Source organism: Embleya sp. NPDC008237 (assembly GCF_042956465.1).
GTDB lineage: Bacteria > Actinomycetota > Actinomycetes > Streptomycetales > Streptomycetaceae > Embleya.
The window spans coordinates 262546-288664 of sequence record NZ_JBIBGL010000003.1; the positions used below are offsets into that span (position 1 = coordinate 262546).

Annotated in this window: 23 protein-coding genes; 12 read left to right on the forward strand and 11 right to left on the reverse strand. The window is 72.1% G+C overall.

Annotation, left to right across the window (positions count from 1 at the left end):
* Nucleotides 1-3: 3 nt before the first annotated feature.
* A complete protein-coding gene (locus tag ACFZBU_RS08135; protein WP_391582657.1) occupies nucleotides 4-798 on the forward strand; it encodes a thiazole synthase in 795 nt (264 codons plus the stop codon).
* An 80-nt stretch (nucleotides 799-878) separates the two neighbouring features.
* On the forward strand, nucleotides 879-2915 hold the full coding sequence (gene pknB / locus ACFZBU_RS08140; protein ID WP_391582658.1) for a Stk1 family PASTA domain-containing Ser/Thr kinase: 2037 nt from the start codon (nucleotides 879-881) through the stop codon (nucleotides 2913-2915).
* A 101-nt stretch (nucleotides 2916-3016) separates the two neighbouring features.
* On the opposite strand, the gene ACFZBU_RS08145 is transcribed toward pknB, so the two are convergent.
* Nucleotides 3017-3661, reverse strand: coding sequence for a sulfite oxidase-like oxidoreductase (locus ACFZBU_RS08145; RefSeq protein ID WP_391582659.1), 645 nt, complete (start codon nucleotides 3659-3661; stop codon nucleotides 3017-3019).
* Between the two features lie 259 nt (nucleotides 3662-3920).
* Here ACFZBU_RS08145 and bfr point away from each other — a divergent pair, with 259 nt between their 5' ends.
* Both bfr and ACFZBU_RS08155 read left to right on the forward strand, forming a co-directional pair.
* The gene (gene bfr, locus ACFZBU_RS08150) at nucleotides 3921-4403 is read left to right on the forward strand and encodes a bacterioferritin (protein WP_126638323.1); all 483 of its coding nucleotides are present in this window, start codon (nucleotides 3921-3923) and stop codon (nucleotides 4401-4403) included.
* Nucleotides 4404-4583: 180 nt separating this feature from the next.
* Nucleotides 4584-4910, forward strand: coding sequence for a bacterioferritin-associated ferredoxin (locus ACFZBU_RS08155; RefSeq protein ID WP_391583070.1), 327 nt, complete (start codon nucleotides 4584-4586; stop codon nucleotides 4908-4910).
* 78 nt (nucleotides 4911-4988) lie between these two features.
* Here ACFZBU_RS08155 and ACFZBU_RS08160 read toward each other — a convergent pair whose 3' ends face one another.
* Nucleotides 4989-6014 carry a threonine aldolase family protein gene (locus ACFZBU_RS08160; RefSeq protein WP_391582660.1) on the reverse strand — a complete coding sequence of 342 codons (1026 nt, stop codon included), beginning with the start codon at nucleotides 6012-6014 and terminating at the stop codon, nucleotides 4989-4991.
* Nucleotides 6015-6090: 76 nt separating this feature from the next.
* A complete protein-coding gene (locus ACFZBU_RS08165) occupies nucleotides 6091-7425 on the reverse strand; it encodes a class II 3-deoxy-7-phosphoheptulonate synthase (RefSeq protein WP_391582661.1) in 1335 nt (444 codons plus the stop codon).
* A gap of 295 nt (nucleotides 7426-7720) precedes the next feature.
* Between ACFZBU_RS08165 and ACFZBU_RS08170 the strand changes: the two genes are divergently transcribed.
* The 4 genes from ACFZBU_RS08170 (at nucleotide 7721) to ACFZBU_RS08185 (ending at nucleotide 12754) form a co-directional block, all read left to right on the forward strand.
* Nucleotides 7721-9583 (forward strand): anthranilate synthase family protein, encoded by a 1863-nt coding sequence (locus tag ACFZBU_RS08170; RefSeq protein ID WP_391582662.1) that lies wholly within the window; start codon nucleotides 7721-7723, stop codon nucleotides 9581-9583.
* Between the two features lie 319 nt (nucleotides 9584-9902).
* Nucleotides 9903-10796 carry a phosphotransferase family protein gene (locus ACFZBU_RS08175; protein ID WP_391582663.1) on the forward strand — a complete coding sequence of 298 codons (894 nt, stop codon included), beginning with the start codon at nucleotides 9903-9905 and terminating at the stop codon, nucleotides 10794-10796.
* 33 nt (nucleotides 10797-10829) lie between these two features.
* Entirely contained in the window at nucleotides 10830-11279 is a 450-nt protein-coding gene (locus ACFZBU_RS08180) for a nitroreductase family deazaflavin-dependent oxidoreductase (protein ID WP_391582664.1), read from the forward strand.
* Nucleotides 11280-11401: 122 nt separating this feature from the next.
* Nucleotides 11402-12754 (forward strand): hypothetical protein, encoded by a 1353-nt coding sequence (locus ACFZBU_RS08185; protein WP_391582665.1) that lies wholly within the window; start codon nucleotides 11402-11404, stop codon nucleotides 12752-12754.
* A gap of 24 nt (nucleotides 12755-12778) precedes the next feature.
* On the opposite strand, the gene ACFZBU_RS08190 is transcribed toward ACFZBU_RS08185, so the two are convergent.
* From ACFZBU_RS08190 to ACFZBU_RS08205, 4 genes are all read right to left on the reverse strand, one after another.
* On the reverse strand, nucleotides 12779-13804 hold the full coding sequence (locus ACFZBU_RS08190; RefSeq protein ID WP_391582666.1) for a 6-phosphofructokinase: 1026 nt from the start codon (nucleotides 13802-13804) through the stop codon (nucleotides 12779-12781).
* A gap of 195 nt (nucleotides 13805-13999) precedes the next feature.
* Complete coding sequence (locus ACFZBU_RS08195; protein WP_391582667.1) at nucleotides 14000-14704, reverse strand: response regulator; 705 nt, start codon at nucleotides 14702-14704, stop codon at nucleotides 14000-14002.
* Entirely contained in the window at nucleotides 14701-15849 is a 1149-nt protein-coding gene (macS, locus tag ACFZBU_RS08200; protein ID WP_391582668.1) for a MacS family sensor histidine kinase, read from the reverse strand. The genes ACFZBU_RS08195 and macS overlap by 4 nt, the downstream gene beginning before the upstream one ends.
* A 32-nt stretch (nucleotides 15850-15881) precedes the next feature.
* Nucleotides 15882-16667 (reverse strand): lysophospholipid acyltransferase family protein, encoded by a 786-nt coding sequence (locus ACFZBU_RS08205; RefSeq protein ID WP_391582669.1) that lies wholly within the window; start codon nucleotides 16665-16667, stop codon nucleotides 15882-15884.
* 358 nt (nucleotides 16668-17025) lie between these two features.
* On the opposite strand from ACFZBU_RS08205, the gene ACFZBU_RS08210 reads away from it, so the two are divergent.
* The 3 genes from ACFZBU_RS08210 (at nucleotide 17026) to ACFZBU_RS08220 (ending at nucleotide 20542) form a co-directional block, all read left to right on the forward strand.
* Nucleotides 17026-17805 (forward strand): alpha/beta hydrolase, encoded by a 780-nt coding sequence (locus ACFZBU_RS08210; RefSeq protein WP_391582670.1) that lies wholly within the window; start codon nucleotides 17026-17028, stop codon nucleotides 17803-17805.
* 7 nt (nucleotides 17806-17812) lie between these two features.
* A complete protein-coding gene (locus tag ACFZBU_RS08215; RefSeq protein ID WP_391582671.1) occupies nucleotides 17813-18655 on the forward strand; it encodes a hypothetical protein in 843 nt (280 codons plus the stop codon).
* 84 nt (nucleotides 18656-18739) lie between these two features.
* A complete protein-coding gene (locus ACFZBU_RS08220) occupies nucleotides 18740-20542 on the forward strand; it encodes a protein kinase (protein ID WP_391582672.1) in 1803 nt (600 codons plus the stop codon).
* 67 nt (nucleotides 20543-20609) lie between these two features.
* Here the strand turns inward: ACFZBU_RS08220 and ACFZBU_RS08225 are convergent, their stop codons facing one another.
* From ACFZBU_RS08225 to ACFZBU_RS08240, 4 genes are all read right to left on the reverse strand, one after another.
* A complete protein-coding gene (locus ACFZBU_RS08225; RefSeq protein WP_391582673.1) occupies nucleotides 20610-21320 on the reverse strand; it encodes an endonuclease/exonuclease/phosphatase family protein in 711 nt (236 codons plus the stop codon).
* Between the two features lie 300 nt (nucleotides 21321-21620).
* Nucleotides 21621-22559, reverse strand: a complete 939-nt coding sequence (locus ACFZBU_RS08230) for an ROK family glucokinase (protein WP_391582674.1) — start codon at nucleotides 22557-22559, stop codon at nucleotides 21621-21623.
* Between the two features lie 203 nt (nucleotides 22560-22762).
* Nucleotides 22763-23212 carry a DUF5304 family protein gene (locus tag ACFZBU_RS08235; protein ID WP_391582675.1) on the reverse strand — a complete coding sequence of 150 codons (450 nt, stop codon included), beginning with the start codon at nucleotides 23210-23212 and terminating at the stop codon, nucleotides 22763-22765.
* 147 nt (nucleotides 23213-23359) lie between these two features.
* The gene (locus ACFZBU_RS08240; protein WP_391582676.1) at nucleotides 23360-24661 is read right to left on the reverse strand and encodes a glycosyltransferase 87 family protein; all 1302 of its coding nucleotides are present in this window, start codon (nucleotides 24659-24661) and stop codon (nucleotides 23360-23362) included.
* Nucleotides 24662-24908: 247 nt separating this feature from the next.
* Here ACFZBU_RS08240 and ACFZBU_RS08245 point away from each other — a divergent pair, with 247 nt between their 5' ends.
* Complete coding sequence (locus tag ACFZBU_RS08245) at nucleotides 24909-26057, forward strand: glycosyltransferase family 4 protein (protein ID WP_391582677.1); 1149 nt, start codon at nucleotides 24909-24911, stop codon at nucleotides 26055-26057.
* Nucleotides 26058-26119: the final 62 nt, after the last annotated feature.

Consider the following 26119-nt stretch of genomic DNA (forward strand, 5'->3'; position numbering starts at 1 on the left):
GGCATGGCCGACGACAAGTTGGTGATCGCCGGCGAGTCCTTCACCTCGCGGCTGATCACCGGGACCGGCGGCGCGCCGAGCCTGGAGATCCTGGAGCAGGCGCTGATCGCGTCGGGCACCGAGATCACCACGGTGGCGATGCGCCGGGTGGACCCGGGGACCGCGGGCTCGGTGCTGGACGTGCTGCGCCGATTGGGCATCCGGGTGTTGCCGAACACCGCCGGGTGCTTCACGTCGGGCGAGGCGATGCTGACCGCACGGTTGGCCCGCGAGGCGCTGGAAACCGACTGGATCAAGCTCGAAGTGGTGGCCGACGAACGCACGTTGTTGCCCGACGGGGTCGAGCTCGTGGACGCCGCCGAACGGCTGGTCGACGACGGTTTCCGGGTGCTGGCCTACACCAACGACGACCCGGTGCTCGCCCGCCGACTCGAACAGGTGGGCTGCGCGGCGGTGATGCCGCTCGGTTCGCCGATCGGGTCGGGCCTGGGCATCCGCAACCCGCACAACATCCGGCTGATCACCGAGCAGGCCGAGGTCCCGGTGGTGCTGGACGCGGGTCTGGGCACCGCCTCCGACGCGGCGCTGGCGATGGAGCTGGGCTGCGATGCGGTGATGCTGGCGACGGCGGTCACCCGCGCGCAGTCGCCGCGGTTGATGGCCGAGGCGATGCGGCACGCGGTGGACGGCGGGCGGCTGGCCTACCGCGCCGGGCGGATCCCGATGCGCCACCACGCGCACGCGTCGTCACCGATGGCCGGCATGCTGGAGGCCGGCCCCGAGCACCCCGCCTTCTGAGCCGCACACAGGCCGGCCGGCGGGGAACCGTGGGGAAGACCGTCGGCGTCCACAAAGCAGTGGACCCTACACTCCAGAACATGGACACGACCTTGAACGATCCGCTCGTCGGGCGGCTGCTCGACGGTCGATACCGGGTCGATGCCCGAGTTGCCGCGGGTGGCATGGCCACGGTGTACCGGGCTCTCGACACCCGACTCGACCGCACCGTCGCCCTCAAGGTGATGCATGCCGGGCTCGCCCAGGATCCCGAGTTCACCCGCCGCTTCATCCTGGAGGCGAAGGCCGCGGCGCGGTTGTCGCATCCCAACGTGGTCAACGTCTTCGACCAGGGCACCGACGGCTCCGTCGCGTACCTGGCGATGGAGTACGTCGAGGGCCGCACGCTGCGCGAGCTGCTCCAGGACCTGGGCAACATGACCCCGCGCGAGGCGTTCGGGGTGTTGGAGCCGATGCTGGCCGCGCTCTCCGCCGCGCACCGGGCGGGCTTCGTGCACCGTGACGTCAAGCCGGAGAACGTGCTGATCTCCGACGACGGCGGGATCAAGCTCGGCGACTTCGGTCTCGCCCGCGCGACCACCACGACCGCCACCGCCGCGACCGGCAAGGTCCTGGTCGGCACGGTCGCCTACCTCGCCCCCGAACAGGTCGAGCGCGGCGAGTCCACGCCACGCTCGGACGTGTACGCGGCGGGCGTGGTGCTCTACGAGATGCTCACCGGCCGGCAGCCGCATCACGGTGCGACCGCGGTCGAGGTGATCTACAAGCACGTGCACGCGGACGTGCCGCCGCCCTCGCTCGCGGTGCCGGGTCTGTCGCACTCGCTGGACACGCTGGTGCGCGCGGCCACCGTGCGCGACCCGGAACACCGGCCGAACGACGCCGAGACGCTGCTCACCCTGGTCCGCCGGACCCGGCACGCGATGCCGGACGCGGAGCTGGACTTCGGCGCGGCGCTGCGACTGCCGCCGCCGCCCGAGCCGATCCACGACAACGCCACGAGCGTGTTCCGGGCCGGCGAGGTCCTGCTGCCGCCGCACCTGGCGCCGCTGGGGCTGAGCGTGGACTCGACCGAGGACGAACAGGCGCGCTACGGCGGCGGGGCGTACCAGGACGCCTATCCGGCGGAGCACCACGAGTACGCGCCGGCCGCCGAGGCCCCCCCGGCGGGCTCCACCGGCGGTGGCTATCCGCAGCAGCCCGGGCTGCCCGGCCGGCGGCGCCGACGCGGGCCCTCGCGCGGGATGATCGTGCTCGCCATCGTGCTGCTGGTCGCCGCCGCGATCGGTGGCGGCGCGTGGTGGTACGGCTCGGGTCGCTACTCCGACGTGCCCGGCGTGCTGAACATGACCCAGGCCGAGGCGGAGAAGCGGCTCAAGGCGGCCGACCTCAAGGTCTCCTACGTCGGTGACGGAGAGTTCAGCGAGACGATCGCCAAGGGCTCGGTCATGTCCACCGACCCGGCTCCCGGCAAGAACGTGCTCAGCGGCTCGACGGTGAAGGTCAAACTGTCCAAGGGTCCCGAGCGGCACGTGGTGCCCGCGCTGGTGAACCTCAAGCTGGAGGACGCCAAGAAGGCGCTGTCCGACGCGGCGTTGAAACCGGGCACGGAGACGCGGGTGGCGAGCCCCAAGCCGCCCGGCACCGTGGTGAGCAGCCAACCCGCCGTCGGCGAGCAGCTCCAGCGGGACAGCGTGGTCTCCCTCGTGGTCAGCCGAGGCCCGGACACCGTGGTACCGGACCTGACCGGGCTGGAGATCAACGAGGCCAAGGCCAGGTTCCTGCCCACGACCGGGGTGACCGTCGAGGCGGATCCCACCCCGCAGTTCTCGGACACCGTGCCGCCCGGCCGGATCATGTCGTCCACTCCGGGCACCAACACGACCGTGCCCTTCGGCACCAAGATCACCGTGGTGCTGTCCAAGGGCCCGGACCTGGTCCAGGTCCCGCCGGTGACCGGGATGAACCCGGACGACGCGGGCCGCGCGCTGCAGGCCGCCGGACTGCGGGTGAACAACCGGATGATCCCGCTGATCCCGGCCAACGTCGGCAAGCAGGACCCGCCGGCGGGCTCGATGGTCAAGCGCAACAGCGAGGTGTTCATCTCGAACTTCTAGGCACGGGGTTCCACTCCGGCGCGGCACCTGCGAAGGCCCCACTCCGATTCGCTCGGGTGGGGCCTTCGTACGTGCCGGGGCGGGGTGTCCGGGGCGGCGGCTCAGGTCAGCGCCGGCCCCTCGCCGCTCTCCTCCTGGTACGAGTAGCGCTGCTCCTGCCACGGGTCACCGATGTTGTGGTAGCCCCGCTCCTCCCAGAAGCCGCGCTTGTCGGCCACCATGTACTCGATCCCGCGCACCCATTTGGGGCCCTTCCAGGCGTACAGGTGCGGCACGATCAAGCGGACCGGGAAACCGTGCTCGGCGGTCAGCGGCTCGCCGTTGTGGTGGGTGGCCAGGATGGTCTGATCGTTCGTGAAGTCGAACATCCGCAGGTTCGAACTGAAGCCGTACTCCGCCCACACCATCGCGTGGGTGACCTCGGGGGCGGGCGGGGCGATCTCCAGCAGCTTGGCTATGGTCAGCCCGCTCCACTCGTTGCCGAGCATGCTGAACTTGGTCACGCAGTGGAAGTCGGCGATCACGGTGTCGTGCGGCAGCGCCGAGAACTCGTCGTAGTTCCAGCAGTGCTTGTCCCCCGAGGCGGTCGCGCCGAAGACGCGAAAGTCCCATATCTCGGGCTTGAACCGCGGGACCGGTCCATAGTGCAGCACGGGCCATCCGCGCTGGATGCGCTGGCCCGGCGGAAGTCGCGGATCGCGGTCCGGAGCCTCGGTCCCACCTTGTGCCGCTTCCGTATGCCCCATACCTCACATGGTCCCAGACGCTCCGGCCGACTCACGACCGCCCCTGTCGCGCCCACGACCGCCGGCGGTCACCGTGCGTGTTCCCCGTGCCGCCGAGCGAGAAGGTCGGCGGCGGGACGGGACATGTTCGACATTGCAAGGCAAGGCTGCCCTTCGTGGCGGAAGCGCTACCAAAAGTGACAGGATTCGTGGGAAAACTCCTGCCTCATGCGCGCTCGGAGTTCCCCTGTGTCCCACCCACATCGGAAGGTGCGTCGCGATGCACAGTGACCCGCAGATCATCGAGCTCCTGAACGAACAGCTCACGGCGGAGCTCACCGCGATCAACCAGTACTTCCTGCACGCGAAGATGCAGGAGCACCGCGGCTACATCAAGCTCGCGGCCTGGACCCGCCACGAATCCATCGACGAGATGAAGCACGCGGAGCGGCTGACCGACCGCATCCTGATGCTGGAGGGCCTGCCGAACTACCAGCGACTGAACGCGCTGCGGATCGGCCAGAACCTGGAGGAGATGTTCCGCGCCGACCTGGCGGTCGAGATGGAGGCCGTCGAGCGGCTGCGGCGCGGCATCCCGTTGATGCGCGAGAAGGGCGACGTGACGTCGGCCAACATCTTCGAGGAGATCCTGGCCGACGAGGAAGAGCACGTCGACTACCTGGAGACGCAGCTCGGCCTGCTCTCCGAGGTCGGCGAGCAGCTCTACATCGCGGGCCTGCTCAAGCAGCCGAACGAGAGCTGACCGGGCGACTCGGGGCACCCCCCGGGACGGACACGGCGGGACGCTGCGGACACCGCGGCCCGGGCCCGGACAACCGACCGGATTGTGTCACCGATCACCCGGTATTCCCCCCGGCGAGCGCTGAGGTTACCCTTACCTAAGTAGCCTCGCCGCTGGGGGGAAATCTCCGTGTACGTCTGCATGTGTTTCGGTGTCACCGACAAACAGGTGAACGACCGGATAGCCGATGGCGCCCGCACGATGCGTGAGATAGCCCAGTCCTGCGGCGGCGCCGGCACCGACTGCGGGCGCTGCGTCAAGAGCATCACCGCGATGTTGCCGCGCGACGAGTCGCGCCGCCGGCGTCGCGAGTCGTGCGCCGAGACCGAGACCTGCGCGACCGCGTGCGCCGGCACCCCTGCCGCCGCCGAGCCGGTCGCCCTGCCGATGCCCGCGGTCACCGCCGCCGTCGCGGCCTCGGCCGTGCCGGACAACGTGATCCCGCTGCGCCGGCACAGCGCCGCCTGAGCTTCGAGACCGAGCCCAGCGCCGACCGATCGCCGATCGACCTCCGCCGCGCGATCGGCCCCTCGCTCGGCCCTTCCCTCAGCCCTTCGCCGCCTGCGCGATCGCCGTCGCCGCGCGCACGCACCCGGCCGCGTCCACATCCATGTGGGTGACCAGCCGGATCAGCCGAGGCCCGAAGGCCGACACCAGCACCCCCTCCGCCCGGCAGCGCTCCACCACCGTGGCCGCGTCCGGCTGCCCCTCGCCCAGCTCGACCAGCACGATGTTGGTCTCCGGGTCGACCACCGCGAAGCCCGCGTCGCGCAGCAGGTCGGCCAACTTCCGCGCGTGCTCGTGGTCCTCGGCCAGCCGTTCGACGTGGTGCTCCAGCGCGTACAGCCCGCCCGCCGCCAGGATGCCCGCCTGGCGCAGCCCGCCGCCCATCCGGTGCCGCATCCGGCGCGCCTCGGCCTCGTACTCGGCGGGCAGCAGCACCACCGAGCCGGCCGGTGCCCCCAGGCCCTTGGACAGACACACGCCGAGCGTGTCGAACAGCGCGCCGTAGGCCCGCAGCGGCGTACCGGTGGCCACGTGCGCGTTCCAGATCCGCGCGCCGTCGCAGTGCAGCGGCAGGTCGTGCCCGTGCACCAGGTCGCGAATCGCGGTGAGCTGCTTCAGCGGGTAGACCGAGCCGCCGCCCCGGTTGTGCGTCTGCTCGACCGCCACCATCCGCGTGCCCACGGTGTACGGGTTGTCCGCCCGGATCAGCCGGGCCAGGTCGGCGACCTCCAGCAGGCCGCGCGGGCTGAGCGTGGTCCGGGTCTGGATGCCGCCGTGCCAGGCCGCCGCGGCGTCCTCGTGCGCGACGATGTGCGCGTCGGCGTCCAGGACCAGCTCACCACCCGCCGGCACGGACAGCCGCACGGCGAGTTGATTGGCCATCACCCCGGTCGGCGTGAACAGCGCGAACGAGTGCCCGAACAGGTCGGCGACGTACTCCTCCAGCGCCCGCACGGTCGGATCCTCGGCGTACACGTCGTCGCCGACCTCGGCGTTCGCCATCGCCGCGCGCATCGCGGGGCCGGGCTTGGTGACGGTGTCGCTGCGCAGGTCGGTGAAGGTCATATCGGCAGCATTCCAGACGCGCCGAAGGGCGGACCCGGGCAGGGTCCGCCCTTCGGCGATCGGGGCCGACGCCGGGTCAGCTCTTCCGGTACATCTCCGCGACCAGGAACGCGAGGTCGAGCGACTGGCTGCGGTTGAGCCGCGGGTCGCACGCCGTCTCGTAGCGCTGGTGCAGGTCGTCGACGAAGATCTCGTCGCCGCCGCCCACGCACTCGGTGACGTCGTCGCCGGTGAGCTCGACGTGGATGCCGCCCGGGTGGGTGCCGAGCGCGCGGTGCACCTCGAAGAAGCCCTTGACCTCGTCCAGAACGTCGTCGAAGCGGCGGGTCTTGTGCCCGCTGGACGCCTCGAACGTGTTGCCGTGCATCGGGTCGGACACCCACACCGGCTGGGCGCCGGCCGCGGCCACCTTCTCCACCAGCGCCGGGAGGTTGTCCCGGACCTTGCCCGCGCCCATGCGCACGATGAAGGTCAACCGGCCCGGATCGCGGTTCGGGTCCAGCTTGTCGATCAGCGCGAGCGCGTCCTCGGGCGTGGTGGTCGGGCCGAGCTTGACGCCGATCGGGTTGCGGATCCGGGACGCGAACTCCACGTGCGCGCCGTCCAGCTGCCGGGTGCGCTCGCCGATCCACACCATGTGGCCGGACACGTCGTACAGGTCGCCGGTGCGCGAGTCCACCCGGGTCAGCGCGTCCTCGTAGTCCAGGATCAGCGCCTCGTGGCTGGCGTAGAACTCCACGGTGCGGAATTCCTCGGGGTCGGTCCCGCACGCGTGCATGAAGCGCATCGCGCCGTCGATCTCGGCCGCGAGCCGCTCGTAGCGCTCGCCCGAGGGCGACAGCGCGACGAAGTCCTGGTTCCAGGCATGCACCTGGCGCAGGTCCGCGTAGCCGCCCGTGGTGAACGCGCGAACCAGGTTCAGCGTCGCGGAGGACGAGTGGTACATGCGCTTGAGCCGCTCGGGGTCCGGCGTGCGCGCGGCCTCGGTGAAGGCCAGTTCGTTGACCGCGTCGCCCCGGTAGGACGGCAGGGTCACCCCGTCGCGCGTCTCCATGCCGCTGGAGCGCGGCTTGGAGTACTGCCCGGCCATCCGACCGACCTTGACCACCGGCACGGAGGCCGCGTAGGTCAGCACGACGGCCATCTGGAGCAGCGTCTTGAGCTTGTTCTTGATCGCGTCGGCGGTGTTGCCGGCAAAGGTCTCCGCGCAATCACCGCCCTGGAGCAGGAAGGCTTCGCCCTTCGCCACCGATGCGAGCCGACCACGAAGCTGGTCGCACTCACCGGCGAAGACGAGCGGCGGATAGGAGCGGAGGTCCGCGAGGGCGGAGCCCAGGGCCTCGTTGTCCGGCCACTCGGGCTGTTGGGCCGCCGGGAGGGTACGCCAGGATTCGATGTCGTTCAGGGTCACCGCTCAAGACTAAGCGGAGTGGCAACCCGTTTGGGTCCATCGCCCGGAGAACGAGACGCCGACTCGGCCCGCCCGATAGACTCCGGCCGTGATCGCGATCGATTTCCATCGGAGTTCCTGGTGGCCCGTCCCTGCGGCGGCCCGCTGACTTCGCGATCACCTTGACGATCCGACGGCCGCCCGGCAGGGCGGCCCTTTGTTTTTCCCGGACCGGGCGGACCTCCTCCCCGGACGAGACGGACAACCGGCGGATCGCCCGGTCGGGAGGGCGTCTCTTCCCCACCGAGGAGCACCCATGCGCACCGCCGACGCCCTGTCCCCGCTGTTCTCCGACGCACCGCCGCCGTTCGCGTTGATCCGCCGCGAGCACTCGTCCGAGGTCGAGCTGCTCACCGGCGAGATCGTCGACGTGCGCGACCTCGCCGACCTCCCGCTGCCCGCCGCAGGCGGCCCCGGCCACGAATTGCTCGCCCTGGTGCCGTACGCGCAGATCCGCGAGCGCGGCTTCGAGTGCCGCGAGGACGGCACCCCGCTGCGCTGCCTGAAGGTCACCGAACAACGCCGCCTGCCGCTGGACGAGGTGCTCGCCGCGCTGCCGCAGGTGCCGGTCGAGCTGCGCGGCGGCGGCTTCGACGTGGACGACGAGACCTACGCCACCATCGTCAAGCGGGTGATCGAGGACGAGATCGGCACCGGCGAGGGCGCCAACTTCGTCATCCGGCGCGACTACCGCGATCACATCGAGGGATACACGCCGGCCTCGGCGGGCACCCTGCTGCGCCGACTGCTGACCCGGGAGAGCGGCGCCTACTGGACGTATCTGATCCACACCGGCGACCTCACCCTGGTCGGCGCCAGCCCGGAGCGGCACGTCAGCTCGGTGGGCGGCGAGGTGGTGATGAACCCGATCAGCGGGACCTACCGGCATCCGGCCCAGGGCCCCTCGCGCGAGGGGCTGCTGGCCTTCCTGCGCGACCCCAAGGAGATCGACGAGCTGTTCATGGTCGTCGACGAGGAACTCAAGATGATGAGCGAGGTGTGCGACCTCGGCGGCGCGGTCGAGGGCCCCTTCCTCAAGCCGATGGGCCACCTCACCCACACCGAGTACCTGCTGCGCGGGATCACCTCGCACGACGTCGCCGCGGTGCTGCGCGGCACCATGTTCGCGCCGACGGTGACCGGGAGTCCGCTGGAGAACGCGTGCCGGGTGATCCGCCGGCACGAGCCGACCGGGCGCGGCTACTACTCCGGCGTGCTCGCGCTGATCGGGCGCGACGAGCTGGGCCGGCGCACGCTGGACGCGCCGATCCTGATCCGGACCGCGTACATCACGCCCGACGGCGGTCTGCGGGTGCCCGCCGGCGCCACCTTGGTCCGGCACTCGACCCCCGAGGACGAGGTGGCCGAGACGCACGCGAAGGCGGCCGGGGTGCTGGCCGCGCTCGGCGTGGTGCCCGCCGCCGGGCAGGGCACGAGCGCGACGCTCGCCGCCGACCCCGAGGTGGCCGCGCTGTTGGCCGCGCGCAACACCGCGCTCGCCCCGTTCTGGCTCCGGCCGCGGGACGAGAACGCGCTGCGTGCCCCGGAGCTGGCGGGCCGGCAGGTGCTCGTGGTGGACGGCGAGGACACCTTCACCGCGATGCTCGCGCACGTGCTGCGCACACTCGGGCTGCACGTGGAGGTCCGCAGCTACGACGACGTGACCTCGCGCCGGGTGCGCACCGCCGAACTGGTCGTGCTCGGCCCGGGACCGGGCGACCCCCGGGACTCGGCGCACCGCAAGATCCGGCTGATGGGCGCGCTGCTGCGGACCCGCCTGGACGCGAGCGGGCCGCTGCTCGCGGTCTGCCTGGGACACCAGCTGCTGGCCCGTGAACTGGGCCTGGACCTGATCCGCAAGGCGCGGCCGTATCAGGGCAAGCAGGTCGGGATCGACTTCTTCGGCCGGCCGGAGCAGGTCGGCTTCTACAACGCGTTCGCGGCGGTGCGGCCGGCCGCCGGGGTGCCCAACGTCGAGTTCGCCGCGGACCCGGAGAGCGGCCAGGTGCACGCACTGCGGTCGAGCCGGATGCGGCTCGCGGGTGTGCAGTTCCATCCGGAGTCGGTGCTCACCCACAACGGCCTGGGCATCGTCCGCGAGCTGCTCGCCGGACTGTGAGGTCCGCTCCCGAACACGCGGCGGCGCCCGGTCCGAAACGGCCGGGCGCGCCGCGGCCGCGGCGCTCGGGACCGGCCCGCCGATCGGCCGGGACCTGCCCCGGCGTCGCACCGGCGTGCGACCATAATCGCGTTGCTCGCCACGGTGCGACGGAGGATGCTCGACCCCGTTCGTTGACCGGTTCCAGTGGAGGGGGTTCCCGTGGGCTCCGATTGTCCGCCGCACGACCCCGTCGACTGGAGCGGTCGCAAACGTTGCCGCAAGTGCGGAGTGACCTTCGGCGGGCCGCGCCCGCTGCCACCGTCACCACCGGAAGCCGATGGCTGATTCGCCGCTCCCGCCGCCGCACTTCCATACGGCGCCGCGCATCCTCTGGGACGAACTGCCCACGGACGCGCGTGCCGCGGTCGAACGGTGTGCGGGACGCGTGCTGGCCGTCGCCACGGTGTGGGCCGGATTCAACTGCGAGTTCGCCGCGATCGTGACCACCGAACGGTCCCGTTACTTCGTCAAGGGTGTCCCGCGCGATCACCCCGCGGTCCCGCAACAGCGGGTGGAGGCCCGGGTCGCCCCGCACGTGGGCGCCGTGTCGCCGCGGCTGCGCTGGGAGGTGCGGCTGGACGACTGGGTGCTCCTGGGCTTCGACCACATCGTCGGCCGGCATGCCGATTTCGCGCCCGGGACCGCGGATCTGCCGCTGGTCGCGGACGCGCTGCGCCGGCTGGGCCGGGTCCCCGTCCGCGATCTGCCGCTCCCGCGGATCGAGGAGCGCTGGCGCTCGCTGTTGACCAGCCGCCAGCTGGAACTCCTGCGCGGCGAGAGCCTGTTGCACACCGATCTGCATCCGCACAATGTGCTGATCGGCGATCGGGGCCCCCGGGCCTACCTGGTCGACTGGGCGCAGCCCGCTCGGGGTCCGGCGTGGATCGAGGTGACGCTCGTGGCCAGCCGGCTGATGGACGAGGGACACACCGCCGAGCAGGCGGCCTCGTGGGCGGACCGGTTCGCGTGCTGGCGGACGGTCTCCGGGGAGGCGATGGAGACCTTCGTGTTCGCCGCCACCAACCAGTGCGCACGCGGCATCGGCGCCACCCACGCGGCCCCCTGGAACGCCCGCCTGACCGCGCTGGCCGAGGCACGCGCGGCCCGATCGCACCGCCGCGCGTGTTCCCCCCGGCCTGCCCGATCGACCGGCCGATCGACACTAGGGTGAATCGGATCATCCCGATTCACCCCGGAGGCACGGATGTCCGAGCTCGACGCAACGCCCAGTCCGAGCAAGTGGGTTGCCGACCAGGCCAAGCTCTACGAGGAGTCCGGCGGCACCAAGGGCATCACGATGCAGGGCTCGCCGTGCCTGCTCCTGGACACCCTGGGCCGCAAGAGCGGCATCTGGCACCGCACCGTGCTGATCTACGGACGCGACGGCGAGGACTACCTGATCGTGGCCTCGCTCGGCGGCTCGGACCACCACCCGCTGTGGTATCTGAACCTGACCGCCAATCCGCAGGTGCGGCTGCGCGTGGAGACCGAGCGGTTCGCCGCGGTCGCCGAGACGCTCTCCCCCGAGGAGAAGGCGCGGGTGTGGCCGCACCTGGTCGAGGTGTACCCGCCCTACGAGAGCTACCAGCACAAGACCGAGCGGGACATCCCGGTGATCCGACTGCGCCGCGCGGGCGATCGGCACGGCTCCTGAGCGGCGAAACCGGCGGCCGGCCCGCACCCGTATATGGGTGGGGGCCGGCGCGTACCGCCCGGTAGGCTCCGGCCGTTCGCACCGACGGTCGAGCACGCTCCTTCCTACGACGGGTACCCCGCATGCGCCTGCGCCGCTGTCTCGCCTCGACGGCCTTCCTCGTGCTGCTCGGCTCCCCGCTCGCGACCGCCGCGCCGGTTCCCGAACCGTCCGCCGACCGGGCGGCGGCCGAGGTCCCACCGGTCGAGCTGACCGGATTGCCGGACCGGATCAGGCCGGCCACCCCCGTCGAGGTCACCGCGAAGCTGCGCAACACCGAGCCGACCGCGTTGTCCCTGGCCCCGATGTTGTCGATCACCGGGGATCGCCGGATCACCCCCGACCAGGCCCGGGTGGAGGTGCTCGACCCGACCCTGGGCACCTGGGTACCCACCCCCCTGGACACGGACTCGCGGGCGCCGCTGCCGTTCCCCGACGGGCGCGGCGAGACCTCGGGTCTGCTGGCGCCGGGCGCCTCGGTCGAGTTCCGGGTGCGGTTCTCCATCGCGGCGAACGTCCCGGCGCAGTTCGTGAGCGTCGGCGTGGGTCCCCGACTCGCGGCTCCCTCCACCGACGGCGAGCCGCGCTTCACCAACGGCGTCTCCGTCGAGGCGATGCTGCTCGGACCGGACGGCGGCCTGCCCACCCGCCCGCCGCGGCCCGGCGAGAGCCGCGCCCCGTCCGTGCCGGACGCCGGGCCGGACCGGATGGGCGGTAGCGCGAAGGTGTTGCCGACCGAACGACGCGGCGCCGGCGTGACGTTCGCGCTGACCGGCGTGCCCGGCTGGCTGCGGGCGGGTGGTGGCGCCGCCGAGTTCCGGCTCACCCTCTCCAACGACACCGACCGGATCATCCCCGGGGTGCGGCCGGAGTTGATATTCACCACCGGACAATCGCCGATCACACCGGGGCAACTCCTGGTCGAGGCCTACGACACCTACCGACCCGGTTGGAACCCGGTCGAGCTCACGGTGCTCACCGATCCGGCGAACGGCCGCAGCGCGCACCTGTCCGGAGCGCTGGCACCCCAGCCCTGGGACGAGCAACGCCCTTTGCCGCCCGGCGAGTTGGCCACCATCGCGATCCGGGTGTCGATCCCGACCGGCTCCCCGGTGGCGGGCGGCGACCTGGCGGTGCTGGCGGGCGGCGGCCCGCCGGGGCAGGTGCCGGCCCGGCTCGCCTCCCGCAGCGACTTCCAGGTGTTCCACGTCGCCAACCCCGGCGCGCCGACCGGCACCCCCAAACTACGGCCCGAACTGCCGCCGACCGCGTCGGACTCGGCGGCCGGACAGCGCAGGGAGGACGACGACGACCCGTTCACCCTCGCCACGGTCGCGGTCTGGATCGCGCTGGCGGGCATCGGCGGGACGGTCGTCCACTTCGCGCGCAAGAACCGTCGGGAGAGCGTCGGGACCGTGCCCGGGCCCGACGCCTGACCCGGCGTCATCCGTGCTCGCGAATCAGCCGAACAGCACCTTCGCCTCGTCGTACAGGGCGGCCGGCACGGTCTTGAGCTCGCGGGTCGCCGCCTCCAGCGGCACGGTCACCACGTCCGTACCGCGCAGCGCGACCATCTTGCCCCAGTCGCCCGCGTTGACCGCGTCGATCGCGTGGAAGCCGAACCGGGTGGCCAGCCACCGGTCGAACGCGGTGGGCGTGCCGCCGCGCTGCACGTGGCCGAGCACGGTGGTGCGCGCCTCGTGGCCGGTGCGCTTCTCGATCTCCGAGGCCAGCCAGTCGCCGATGCCGGACAGCTTGACGTGGCCGAACGCGTCCAGCGTGCGGTCCTTGGTGACCATCTGGCCGGCCAGCGGGATCGCACCCTCGGCGACCACGATGATCGGCGCGTAGTTCGTCCGGAAGCGGCTGTCCACCCAACCGCAGACCTCTTCGACGTCGAAGTTCTGCTCGGGGATCAGGATCACGTTCGCGCCGCCGGCCATCCCGGAGTGGATCGCGATCCAGCCCGCGTGCCGGCCCATCACCTCGACGATCAGCACCCGGCGGTGCGACTCGGCGGTGGTGTGCAGTCGGTCGATCGCCTCGGTGGCGATGTTGACCGCGGTGTCGAAACCGAAGGTGTAGTCGGTCGCGTTGAGGTCGTTGTCGATGGTCTTGGGCACACCGACGACCTTGACGTCGTGCTCGTGCAGGCGGGTCGCCACGCCGAGCGTGTCCTCACCGCCGATCGCCACGAGCGCGTCCACCTCGAGCTTGGCCAGGTTCTCCCGGATCCGCTCGATGCCGCGATCGACCTTGATCGGGTTGGTCCGGGACGAGCCCAGGATGGTTCCGCCGCGCGGCAGGATGCCACGCACGGCCTTGATGTCCAGCGGCATGGTGTCGCCCTCGAGCGGGCCGCGCCAGCCGTCCCGAAAGCCGATGAAGTCGTACCCGTAGTCCTGGACGCCCTTGCGGACGACCGCCCGGATCACCGCGTTCAGTCCCGGGCAGTCGCCGCCGCCGGTCAGTACTCCGACACGCATCGAAATCTCCGATTTCTTCCGTCCGGCACGATTCGCGGCCCACGCTACCGGTGCGAGAAGCCACCTCGACTCTTCCCACCACCCGTTCGAGGTACCCGACTTGATCGGATCGATCGGCCCGGATCCGGTCCCGACGAAGACGCGCACGCCCGGGGCCTGTCCGGCGGACCGGACACGACCCGGGCGCTGTCCGGATCAGTCGTCCAGACCCTTCTCGATGGCATAGCGCACGAGTTCCACCCGATTGTGCAGTTGCAGCTTGTTCAAGGTGTTCTGTACGTGGTTCTGCACCGTGCGGTGGGACAGGAACAACCGCTGGGCGATCTGCTTGTAGGACAGGCCCTTGGCGACCATCCGCAGCACCTCGGTCTCCCGGTCGGTCAGCCGCGGCGCGGCCGGGCCCCTGTCCGCGTCCTTGCGCGGCGGGTCGGTGGCCATCCGGCGGAACTCGCCGAGCACCAGCCCGGCCAGCCCGGGGGTGAACACCGGATCCCCGATCGCGGTGCGGCCCACCGCGTCGACCAGTTCCTCGCGGCTCGCGGACTTGACCAGGTATCCGGTCGCGCCCGCCTTGACCGCCTCCAGCACGTCCTCCTGCTCGCCGCTGGCGGACAACACCAGGATCCGTACCGACCGGTCGTGCCGGACCAGTTCGCGGGCCACCTCGACGCCCGGCAGCTTGGGCAGGTGCAGGTCCAGGATCACCACGTTCGGCGAGGTGGCCCGGGCCCGGCGTACCGCCTCGGGGCCGTCCCCGGCGGTGGCGACCACGTCGTAGCCCGCCGCCGCGAGGTCGCGGGCCACCGCCTCGCGCCACATCGGGTGGTCGTCGACGACCAGGACCTTGAGCGGCGTCGGAGCCGGTTCGGCCGTCGGTGTGGGTGTATTCGTGTCGCTCATCCGCTCCCCTGCCTCGGCACCCGGAACTCCAACTCGGTGCCTTCTCCCGTCACCGACGACCACACCACGCTGCCGCCGAGGTCGCGCACCCGGCCCTCGATCGACTGGGCCACGCCCAACCGGCCCTGGGCCCGGGCCGCCTCCAGCCGCCCCGGGGCCATCCCCGGGCCGTCGTCCCGGACGCTGATCACGATCTCGTCCGGTTCGTCCTCCACCAGGATCCACGCGTTGGCCTGTTCGCCGGCGTGCCGACGCACGTTGTCCAGGGCCGCCGCCACCGCCGCGGTCACCTCGCGCGCCGCCGGGGTCGGCAGCAGTACCGGCGTACCCGGCGAGGACACGGTCACCCGGGCGCCGGCGAAGGCGCCCAGCAGCACTCGCAGATCCTGTCGGGCCGGGTCGCCGTCCGCGCCGGATCCGGGCAGGTCGGCCGATTCGACCCGGGCGGGCGTCGCCGAGATCAGCTGCCGCAGCGCCACCTCCTGCTCGCCGGCCAGCCTGCCCAGGCCGGCCGCGTCACCGCCGATCTCGGCCCCGCGGCGCTGGACCAGGGCGAGCACCTGGAGCACGCTGTCGTGGATGTCCCGGGCCAACCGCTCCCGCTCGCGGGTGGCCGCCTCCAGTTGCAGCGCGCGGGCCAGCGCCTGCTCGCTGACCCGGGCGATCTGCACCACGTAGCCGACCGCACCGCCGGCGAGCAGCAACAGCACGGTGTTGTGCTGGTTGTCGGCGGTGAGCGCGCCGCGTTCGGCCACGTTGGAGGCGCCGATCGCCAACGCGGCCAGTGCGCCGGTCCGCCAGCCGCCCTTGATCGCGCAGGCCAGCACCGGCGCCGAGGCCCATACGGTGGGCAGCGTCATGGTTCCCTGGGCGACCCGCTCCGGATCGTCCAGCCAGCGGGTGGCCAGCACGCAGCTGACCGCCACGCACACGTCGATGATCAGCAGCGGCGGTGCGCGGAACGTGGGGCTGCGGAAGCCGTACGCGGTCGCCGCCGTCCAGATGGTGAGCAGCGCCATGATGGCCCACCCGCCGACCGGATAGCGGTACTCGTCCGCGACCTGGGCGAAGCGCACGATCGCATAGCTCAGCGCGAGCACCCGAAAGACCGTGAGTGCCCGCCACAGCGACTGTTCGACCCCCACGTGAACCCCCAGGATGTGCCGAGTGCGCCCGGTCAGGCGGCGGGTCGGCCGGGGCCGCCCGATTCGTCGTTCGGGGTGGGCGCGGCGTCCGGGTCGACGGCGTCCGCCGACTTGTCGGTCGCCTTGGCCGCCTGCTTGCGGGCCTCGTCGATCCGCTTCTTGGCGTCGGCCGCGTACACGTCGACGTACTCCTGGCCGGACAACTCCATCAGCGCGTACATGATCTCGTCGGTGATCGCGCGCAGGATGAAGCGGTCGTCCTCCATGCCCTCGTAGCGGGAGAAGTCCAACGGCTCGCCGACCTTGATCCCCACCCGCATCACCTTGGGCACGATCTTGCCGGGCGGCTGGATCTTCTCGGTGTCGATCATCGCCACCGGGATCACCGGCGCGTGCGACTCCAGCGCCAGCCGGGCGATCCCGGTCTTGCCCCGGTACAGCCGGCCGTCCGGCGAGCGGGTGCCCTCGGGATAGATGCCGAACAGGTGCTCCTCGCGCAGCACCTTGAGGCCGGCGTTCAGCGCGGCCTCGCTCGCCCGTCCGCCGGTGCGGTCCACGGGGAGTTGGCCCACGCCCTTGAAGAACGCGGCGGTGAGCCGGCCCTTGACGCCGCGTCCGGTGAAGTAGTCCGACTTCGCCAGGAAGGTGATCCGCCGCGGGACCACGACGGGCAGGAAGAACGAGTCCGAGAACGAGAGATGGTTGCTCGCCAGAATCGCCGGGCCCCGGTCCGGGATGTGCTCCTCACCCTCCACCCAGGGGCGGAAGAAGAGCCTCAATATGGGGCCGACGATCATCTTCATCAGCCGGTAGAACAACCCTGACCTCCTCCTCGGGACAGGACGAACCCTAGAGCATCCCTTCCGGCCCGGACCCCCGTACGGCCTCGTCGGGCCGACCCGCGGGACCGGCCACGAGAACGGTCCGCCCGGCTCGCGACCCCGGTCGGGGGCGGGGATCCCGGGGCGGGTGGGACCCGCCTCGCGCCGCTGTACGCATCGCGCACCCCCGTGGGACGATTCCGGAGCGCCCAGGTGTTGGGAGTAGCAGGCGGAACCACTCGCCTGTCGACCCCGTTATGGAACCTGTATCGCCGTCGTCCGCCGGCCACCACACCTTCGTGGCGGCCACCGGCCGGCTCGTCCCGCCAAGCCCGTCACCCGAAGGAGCCCGTTGGTGTCGATCCTGCCCGGTGCCGAGCCCCACCACCACGACGGCGGGCCCGTGGGCGTCCTGCTGTGCCACGGCTTCACCGGCACGCCGCAGTCGCTGCGGCCGTGGGCCCGATACCTCGCCGCGGCCGACCTCTCCGTGTCGCTGCCGCTGCTGCCCGGTCACGGCACTCGCTGGCAGGACATGAACCTGACCACGTGGCACGACTGGTACGCGACCGTGGACCGCGCGTTCGACCGGTTGCGCGAGCGCTGCGACACGGTGTTCGTGATGGGTCTGTCGATGGGCGGCGGACTGGCCCTGCGACTTGCCCAGCAGCACGGCGACAAGGTGGCCGGCCTGGTGCTGGTCAACCCGTCCGTGCAGGCCGACGACCCCAAGGTCAGGCTGCTGCCGGTGCTGCGCCACGTCATACCGTCGGTGGCCGGCATCGCGTCGGACATCCGCAAGGAGGGCTCGGTCGAGCTGGCCTACCCGCGCACACCGGTCAAGGCGGCCTATTCGCTGTCCCGCCTGTGGCGCGTGGTCTCCGCCGACCTGCCGCAGGTCACCCAGCCGGTGCTGCTTCTGCACAGCCCGCACGATCACGTGGTCTCGCCGGCCAACTCCGAGACGGTGCTGGCCCGGATCTCCTCCACGGACGTCACCGACGTCCTGCTGAACGACAGCTATCACGTGGCGACGCTCGATCACGACGCGGAACGGATCTTCGCATCCAGTCTGGAGTTCGTCCGCCGGCTCGCGCCGGACGCACGGACCCCGGAGACGGCCGAGAGGGACTGAACGAACGGTGCGCGGACGTGGCAACGGACTCGACGCGGAGTCCTTCAAGCCCCTGACCGACCTCGATCCCGAGGCGGCGGACGTGATGCTGGTCGCCCTGCGGGACGCGGGGGTCGCGGCATACGTCTCGACGTTGGAGCCCCGGGATCCGGACGAGGAACCCGAGCAGATCGAACGCCTGTGGGTGGACGCGGCGGCGACGTCGCGGGCCCGGGCGATCCTGCGCTCGCTGACCGAGCCGTCCTCGCCCCGCTCCCGGGCCAAGGAGGCGGCGGCCGGACCCGCCGACATCCCCAAGGTGGATCCGCTGCGCGCGGAAGGTGCCGATCGGGCGGAACACGCGGAGCGGGCCGAACCCGAGTCGCCCGCCGAACGACCGGGCGACGACGAGGTGTGGGCGCAGATCGTCGCGTCCTTCGACCATGACGTGGCCGACCCGGTCCCGCGCTGGCCGGTCGCCGAGGACCTGGGCGGCGATCGCCCGGAGCGCGACGAGCCGCCGACCGACGGGTCGTTCAAGGTCGGGGTGCCCGCCGCGGGACCGCGCGACTACTCGCTCGCGCCACCGGGACCGCCGGTGATAAACGAGTTGGAGGAGGACCCGGAGGAACACTTCGTACCTCCTCCGCCGCCCCCGCTGCCCAAGACCGACGCGGCCACCAAGATCGCCTGGATCGCACTGGTCGGCGGTCCGCTCTACCTGCTCGTGTCGGTGCTGCTCGGTCGCCCGGTCGGGCCGTGGACCTCGTTCGCCGCGTTCACCGCGTTCACCGGCGGATTCGTCGCGCTGGTGGCACGGATGCGGCGAGATCGGGACGAGGACGACCCGGACGACGGCGCGGTGGTCTGACCGGACGTCATCCGGTCGGATCACGACGGGTTTCGACGGGACGTCGTGCCGCATTGCGGGTCCGGGTCCGGGTACCTTCCTTGCGTGGACGCGGATAACGAGGGACGCCTGATCGGCGGGCGCTACCTGCTCGCCGAACGACTCGGGCGAGGCGGCATGGGTGCGGTCTGGCGGGCTCGGGACCAGGTCCTGGGCCGCGAGGTCGCGGTGAAGGAGATGTTGCCGCAGCCGGGGGCGGACGACGCCGAGCGAGCCCGGCTGCGCGAGCGCGCCGCTCGGGAGGCCCGCGCCGCCGCCCGGCTGAGCCACCCCTCGGTGGTCCGCGTCTACGACGTGGTCGAGGAGGACGATCGGCCGTGGATCGTCATGGAGTTGGTCCCCTCGCGCTCGCTGGCCGAGGTGATCCGCGGGGACGGCCCGATGACCGCCGATCGGGTCGCCGAGATCGGCCTGACCATGATCGACGCACTGCGTACCGCGCATGCGGCCGGCATCCTGCACCGTGACGTCAAGCCCGGCAACGTGCTGATCACGCTCGACGACCGGGCCGTGCTCAGCGACTTCGGCATCGCGGTGGTCGAGGGCGACTCGTCGGTCACCCAGTCGGGCGTGGTGCTCGGCGCGCCGGCGTACATCCCGCCGGAACGGGCCAAGGGCCTGAATCCGACGGCGGCTTCGGATCTGTGGTCGCTCGGCGCGACGTTGTACGCGGCGGTCGAGGGCAAGGCCCCGTTCGAGCGCTCGTCGCCGCTGGCCACATTGACCGCGATCGTCAGCGAGGACCCGGCGCCGGCCAAGCACGCCGGTGCGCTCGACCCGGTGTTGCGCGCCCTGTTGGCCCGGGATCCGCAGGAGCGGCCGGACGCGGCGGAGGCCGAGGCCATGCTGCGCGACGCGCTGCGCGAGATCCGGGTGGAGAACGCGGCCACCCGTGCGGTGCCGATACCCGTGCCGCTGCCGCCCCCGCCCGCGCCCGAGGCGGAGCCCATACCCGCGGCAATACCCCCGGTGCGCTCCGTCGAACCGGACTCCGACGAAATACCCCGGGACGCCGAGGAGATGGCATCGCCCGTCGTCCCATCGCCTCGGAAACCCGCCGAACCGGTCCGGGAGGACCGCCCGGCCCGCACCTTCCCGTGGTTGCCCTGGCCCGCCGCGATCGCCGCGCTGGTGGTCTTCGGGGTCGTGGTCGGCCTGATCCTCTTCCTGATCGCCCCCGGGGACGACAAGAAACCCACGGCGAAGGGCACCGGCAACAGCAACTCGCCTGCCCCGCAAGCCTCTTCTCCGGTATCGCCGAGCACCGCCGAGACGGCCCCGGCCGCGGGCCAACTCACCCAGCCGCCGCCGAGCACGGGCCAGGCGCAGAACAGCCCGAGCGACCCGCCCGCGCAGACCACGGCGCAGACCCAACCGCCTGCGACCGGCTCGAACGACGCGAACGGCCTGCCGGCGGGCTGGACTTTGTACAAGGGTGACACCACCGGCTACCGGATCGGCCTGCCCCCGGGGTGGACCAAGGTCAACACCGTGGACTCGCAGGAGTTCTTCGCCAACGCGGACCGCACACTCAAGCTCAACGTGGACACCGTGGCCAGTTCACCGACCGATCCGGTGGAGGACTGGAAGGAGCTGGAACCGCAAGTGCGCGGCAATTTCAGCAACTACAAAAGGCTGACCATCGAGAAGGCCACCTACCGCGACTACCCCGCCGCCGCCTGGCACTTCACCTACGGCAGCGGCACCAAGCACCACGTGCTCAACCTCGGCTTCACGGTCCCGTCCGGGCGGGGCTACTCGTTGTACATGGACACCCCGGAGGCGGTCTGGAACGACCCGGCCACACAGGAGTTGCTGGCCGGCTTCAAGGCGAGCTTCCAGCCCTGACCCGACCCGGCCGGCGGCCCGGGGTGTCCCGGCTCCGGATGATCCGTGCGACCCTCCCGACCCGCCGTCAGGCGCCGGGCACCCGCAGGGTGGCCAGCACCGGGCGGTGGTCGGAGGCGGCGGTGTAGTCGGCGTCCGTGACGTCGTCGGGCACACCGCACGCGAGCACCTCGATGCCCCGGGACACGAACACGCCGTCCAACCGTCGGCCGGGATCCCGACGCGGCGAGGTGAACTCCGAGCCCCAGGGCGCGACCGCGTAACCGTCCTGCATCTCCGCGGCCAGCCGGTCCCACGCCGGACGGCCGGCCGATTCGTTGAAGTCCCCGGCCAGCACCCGGTGTTCGACGCCGAGCCCGGCCAGCCGACGAAGCACCAGCTCGGCCTGCGCCGACCGCTCCGCGGCGTCCAGGCTCAAGTGCGTGCCGGCCACCGCGAATTCGGCGCCGTCGACCTCGACCACGGCGGTGGCCATGCCACGCTGGTGCAGGCCGGGCGTACGCGGAAACAACACGTCGTGCGCCCGGCGCACCCGCACCCGCAGGTCGCCCAGCAGCAGCGGACCGGACGCGGTGCCCCCGCCGGTGATCACCACCAGACCGCACTCGCGCGCGAATCGGGCCACCGAGTGCCGCCAACGCAGGAACCGCGGCGCCTCCTGGACGCAGAGCAGATCGGGCGCGCAGTGACGGACGATGCGGACGAGGGCTTCCCGGTCGTCGCGCAACGAACGCACGTTGTACGACATGACCCGGATCTCACCGGTAGCGACAGTCACTGGAGCCCCCTTGCCCGGTTCGGGCCGGCAGGCCCCAACCACGATCGACCAGCTGTACGACCGCCCGGTCCACGAGCGGCGGTTGTCCGTGTGCCCGTTCCACGGGCGGTGGTTGCCCGTGCCCCTGGTTCACGGGCGGTGGTTGCCCGTGCGCCCGGACCACGGACGGTAGTTGCCCGTGAACCCGGCCCACGGGCAGTGGTTGTCCGTTGTCCTTGGGCCTTTCCGCGGGCGGTGGTTGTCCGTTGTCCTTGCGCGGTTCCGCGGGCGGTGATTGTCCGCGCGAAGTCGCGGTTCGGGTCAGTGCCGGGCCAGGTCCGCCGCGCCGACCAGGCCCGCGTCGCTGCCCAGGGTGGCCACCACGACCTCGGCGCCGAGCCGGTGGCCCCGGCGCAGCACACTGCGGTAGGTCTCCAGGGCGGGGACCAGCAGCAGGTCGCCCGCGTCCGAGACGCCGCCGCCGATCACGAACGCGGCGGGGTCCAGCACGGCCGACAGGTCGGCCAGGCCCTGGCCGAGCCACGTACCGAGTTCGCGGAAGGCGGCGAGCGCCACCGGGTCGCCGAGCAGGGCGGCCTGGGTCACGTGCGGGCCCTGGATCCCGGCGGGCGTGCCGTTGCCGAGCGCGAGCAGCTTCTCCGCCGCCTCGGGCATGCCCGCCGCGCGGTCGCGGGCGTAGCGGGTCAGCGCGCTGCCGCTGGCGTACTGCTCCCAGCAGCCGTAGTTGCCGCACGGGCAGGCGATACCGTTGGGGACCACCCGCATGTGTCCGGGCTCGCCCGCTATCCCGCCGCCGCCCCGGTACAACTCGCCGCCGAACACGATCGCGCCGCCGATGCCGGTGCCGACGGTCACGCACATCACGTTCGTGTGGCCCGCGGCGGCTCCGTAGCGCACCTCGCCCCACGCGGCGGCGTTGGCGTCGTTCTCCACCACGACCGGCAGGCCGATCAGCGCCTCCATGCGATCACGCAGCGGTTCGCCGACCCACGCGCCGACGTTGGCCGAGAACAGCACGGTCGACCGGTCCGCGCCGATGAATCCGGCCGCACCGAGCCCGACCGCCTCCACGACGTGGTTCTGCCGCAGGGTGTCGACCGCCTCGGCGATCACCTGCGCGGTGCCATCGGCATCCTTGGGGGTGGCGACCTTGAGCCGATCGAGGATCACCCCGTCGGCATCGACCACGCCCGCGAGGATTTTGGTGCCACCGATGTCGACACCGATCGTGAGTCCCATGTCGTCCCAAGCTCGTTCGCGTGCATTGCCCGCAACGGATCGTACTGGTCCCTTCCCCGGGTCCACCCCACCCGTACGCCCGCAGGTCACCGCGGGGATGCCCGGGCACCGGCGGACCGGACGGGCGGCCGGCGGCGGTGCGGCCCGTGCGGACGCCCGTTCGCGGGTGACCGGACGGCGTGCCGCCGCAGCGCCCGGTCCCGCTATTCGTCGTCGAGCCGAATCCGCTCGGTCTCCGCCGGCTTCGCGGCCCACCGACGCTCCCGATCGCCCACGAAGGCCCGGTACGCGGACGCCAATTCGGCCCCGGCCGCGGCCAGGTGCGCGGCCACCTCGGGATGCCTGCGCACGACCTGCTCGCGTACCGCGCCGGCCTGCTCCACGAGCGTCTCGGCCAACCTGCGCGCCTCCTCGGCCAACCGCGCCGCGGGCGCCTCGTCCCCCTTGTCGGCCCCACTCAACGATTCGGCGAGCTTGCGCGCCTCCTCCCCGAGCCGCGCCCACGGGTCGGCCCGCTCGGCGTCGTCCCGCTCGGTACGCACGTCCTCCGCCGCACCCGCAGCCGCAGGCGGCACCTCGTCGGTAGTGTCCGCCCACGCGTCCGCAGCGTCCTCGGCCGCACCCTTACCCGTCACCCGCTCATCAGGACCCATCCGACGCATTGTCCGCGTTCCCCCGCCCCAACGCGAACACAACCGCCCGCAAACAACCCGAAGCCGGCGGCGAAAGCAGGATCCTCGGTCGGCCCACACACCGGCGCAGCGCGCGGGGCCGGACCTCGGGCAGGCTCCCCCGCTCTCCTATACGGAGGTCTCGGCCGGCCGCCGGGCGGCACCGACCGCCGCGGCCTGATCCGGCGCCTCGGCTTCGGCCACATCCTCGACGGCCCGACTCGCCCGCCACAATCGCCGCCCGGAGACCACCGTGGCCGCCACCAGCAGTGCGTTGCGCAATCCGAGGGCCAGTACCGCCTTGACCTGTGAGCCCAGCAACTCGCCGAACCAGATCGGGAATTCCAGCAACGTCAGCGGCATCGCACACAGCAGCAGCACGGCCACCGGACGCTGCGTGGTGTCCGGGCGCAGCAGGCACACCGCCGCCAGACCGATCAGCCAGACCAGGTATTGCGGGCTGATCACCCGGCTGGTCACCACGAAGATCAGTAGCGCGCACAGCGCCGCGTCGCACGCCGTCGCGCCGGTGAACCGGCGGGCCCGCACCCGCCACAGCAGCAGCCAGGCGAAACCGAGCACGCTGGCGATCAGGCTGAGCCGGCCGATCGCCGAAACGTACGGGCCGTGGAACTCCAGCGAGCCGTAGCTCTCCTGCACCCGGCCGCTCCAGCCGAACCGGGTCGCGACGTGGAAGGGCAGCGCGAACACCGACTCGACCTCGATGCCGCGTTCGCGCTGGTAACCCAGGAACGCGAACGCGCCGGGCAGCGCGGCGGCGAAAGCGAACACCACGACCGCGCCACCGAGCAGGGTCCACCCGTACACCCGGGCCATCCGGCCGCGCCCACGCAGCCCCACGAAGATCAGCACCGGCCACACCTTGATCGCCGCCGCGAAACCCGCGAGCAGGCCCGCGAACAGGTTGCGGTCGGTGCGCCGGCTGCCGATCAGCAGCAGTGCGGCCACCGTCGGCGCGGTCACCGCGAGGTCGTAGCGGGCCAGGATCATCGGCCCGAGCAGCGGCACCGCCACCACCCACAGGGCCGCACCGTGGGGCGCGGCGCCGCGCGGGATGGTCCGGGCCAGCAGCCACAACACCAGCGCGTCCGCGGCGATCATCACCAGGTAGACCGAGGTCGCGTAGTCGAACGGCAACAACCCGGGCAGCAGCAGCACTCCCGCCGCGCCCGGCGGGTACTGCCAGCGCACGTCGTCCACCGGGAAGGTCCCCGAGCACAGCACGTCGTACCACTCGCGGTAGATGAACCGCACGTCGCCCGTCACGAACGGCCACGGATTCGGCAGCACCTCGGTGACCATCAGCAGCAACACCAGCCGGGTCGCCGCCCAGACGAGCACGATGGTCCACAGGGCACCCGACGGGGTCCGAAACGGGTTCCGGATGCGGTGCGACTGGGGAGGGCTCACCGACGGATCGTATCGAGGCAGACACCCGTGGGTCGGTTCCGTCGGCTCTGTCGGCTCTGTCTTGCTCCCTCGGCTGCCTCGGCACTGTCGGCTGCCTCGGCTCCGCCGGCCCCGTCGGCGGCGCGGCCGGGTCCGCGCGTCGGGCCCGGGTCCGCGCCTCGGGCCCAGATCGCTGGACATCGTCTCCGTCCGGGACCGCGCTCGGGCGCCGCGGGATCCCCGACCCCCCGGTCTGGGATCCTCGATCGTGATGAAGACCTTGATCGTCACCAACGACTTCCCGCCCCGCCCCGGCGGCATCCAGTCCTTCGTGCACTCCATGGCCCTGCGGCTGCCGGCCGCCGGCGTCGTGGTCTACACGTCGTCATGGAAGGACCGGGCGGAGATGGCCGCGTTCGACGCGGAGCAGCCCTTCCCGGTCGTTCGGGACCGCACGCCGATGCTGGTGCCCACCCCCGGTGCGGTACGCCGGGCCCGCGAGATCGCGCGCGCCGAGGGCTGCGACACCGCGTGGTTCGGCGCGGCGGCGCCGCTGGGCCTGATGGCGCCGCAGCTGCGCGCGGTCGGCGTCGAGCGGCTGGTGGCCACCACCCACGGACACGAGGCGGGCTGGGCGGTGCTGCCGGGGGCGCGCCGGCTGTTGCGGCGGATCGGCGAGGGGGTGGACACCGTCACCTACCTGGGCGAGTACACCCGGAGCAGGATCGCCCCCGCGCTCACCCCGGCCGCCGCCGCCCGGATGGTGCAACTGCCGCCCGGCGTGGACGAGAAGGTGTTCCGCCCGGACGTGGGCGGGGCCGAGGTGCGCGCCCGGCACGGGCTGGGCGATCGGCCGGTGGTGGTGTGCGTGTCGCGCCTGGTCCCGCGCAAGGGCCAGGACGTACTGATCCAGGCTCTGCCCCGGATTCGGCGCCGGGTGCCGGGTGCGGCGCTGCTGATCGTCGGCGCCGGGCCGTATCGGGACCGGCTGGAGGCGATGGTGGACGAGGTCGGCGTGCGTGATGCGGTGGTGTTCACCGGCGCCGTGCCGTGGGCCGAGTTGCCCGCGCACCACGAGGCCGGCGACGTGTTCGCGATGCCGTGCCGGACCCGGCGCAGGGGGCTGGACGTGGAGGGCCTGGGCATCGTCTACCTGGAGGCGTCCGCGGTGGGCCGACCGGTGGTGGCGGGCGACTCGGGCGGTGCGCCGGACGCGGTCCTGGACGGGGAGACCGGGTACGTGGTGAACGGCCGCTCGCCGGCCGCGGTCGCCGACCGGGTGGCGGGCCTGCTGGCCGACCCGGCGCAGGCCGCCCGGATGGGCGCGGCGGGGCGGCGCTGGGTGGAGCGGGAGTGGCGCTGGGACCTGCTGTCGGGGCGGCTGCGCGGGCTGCTGGATCCGGAGTGGGCGGGCTGACACACGACGTGCCGAAGGCGGCCGGCCCGGGAATCCCCGGACCGGCCGCCTTCGGTGTGGTG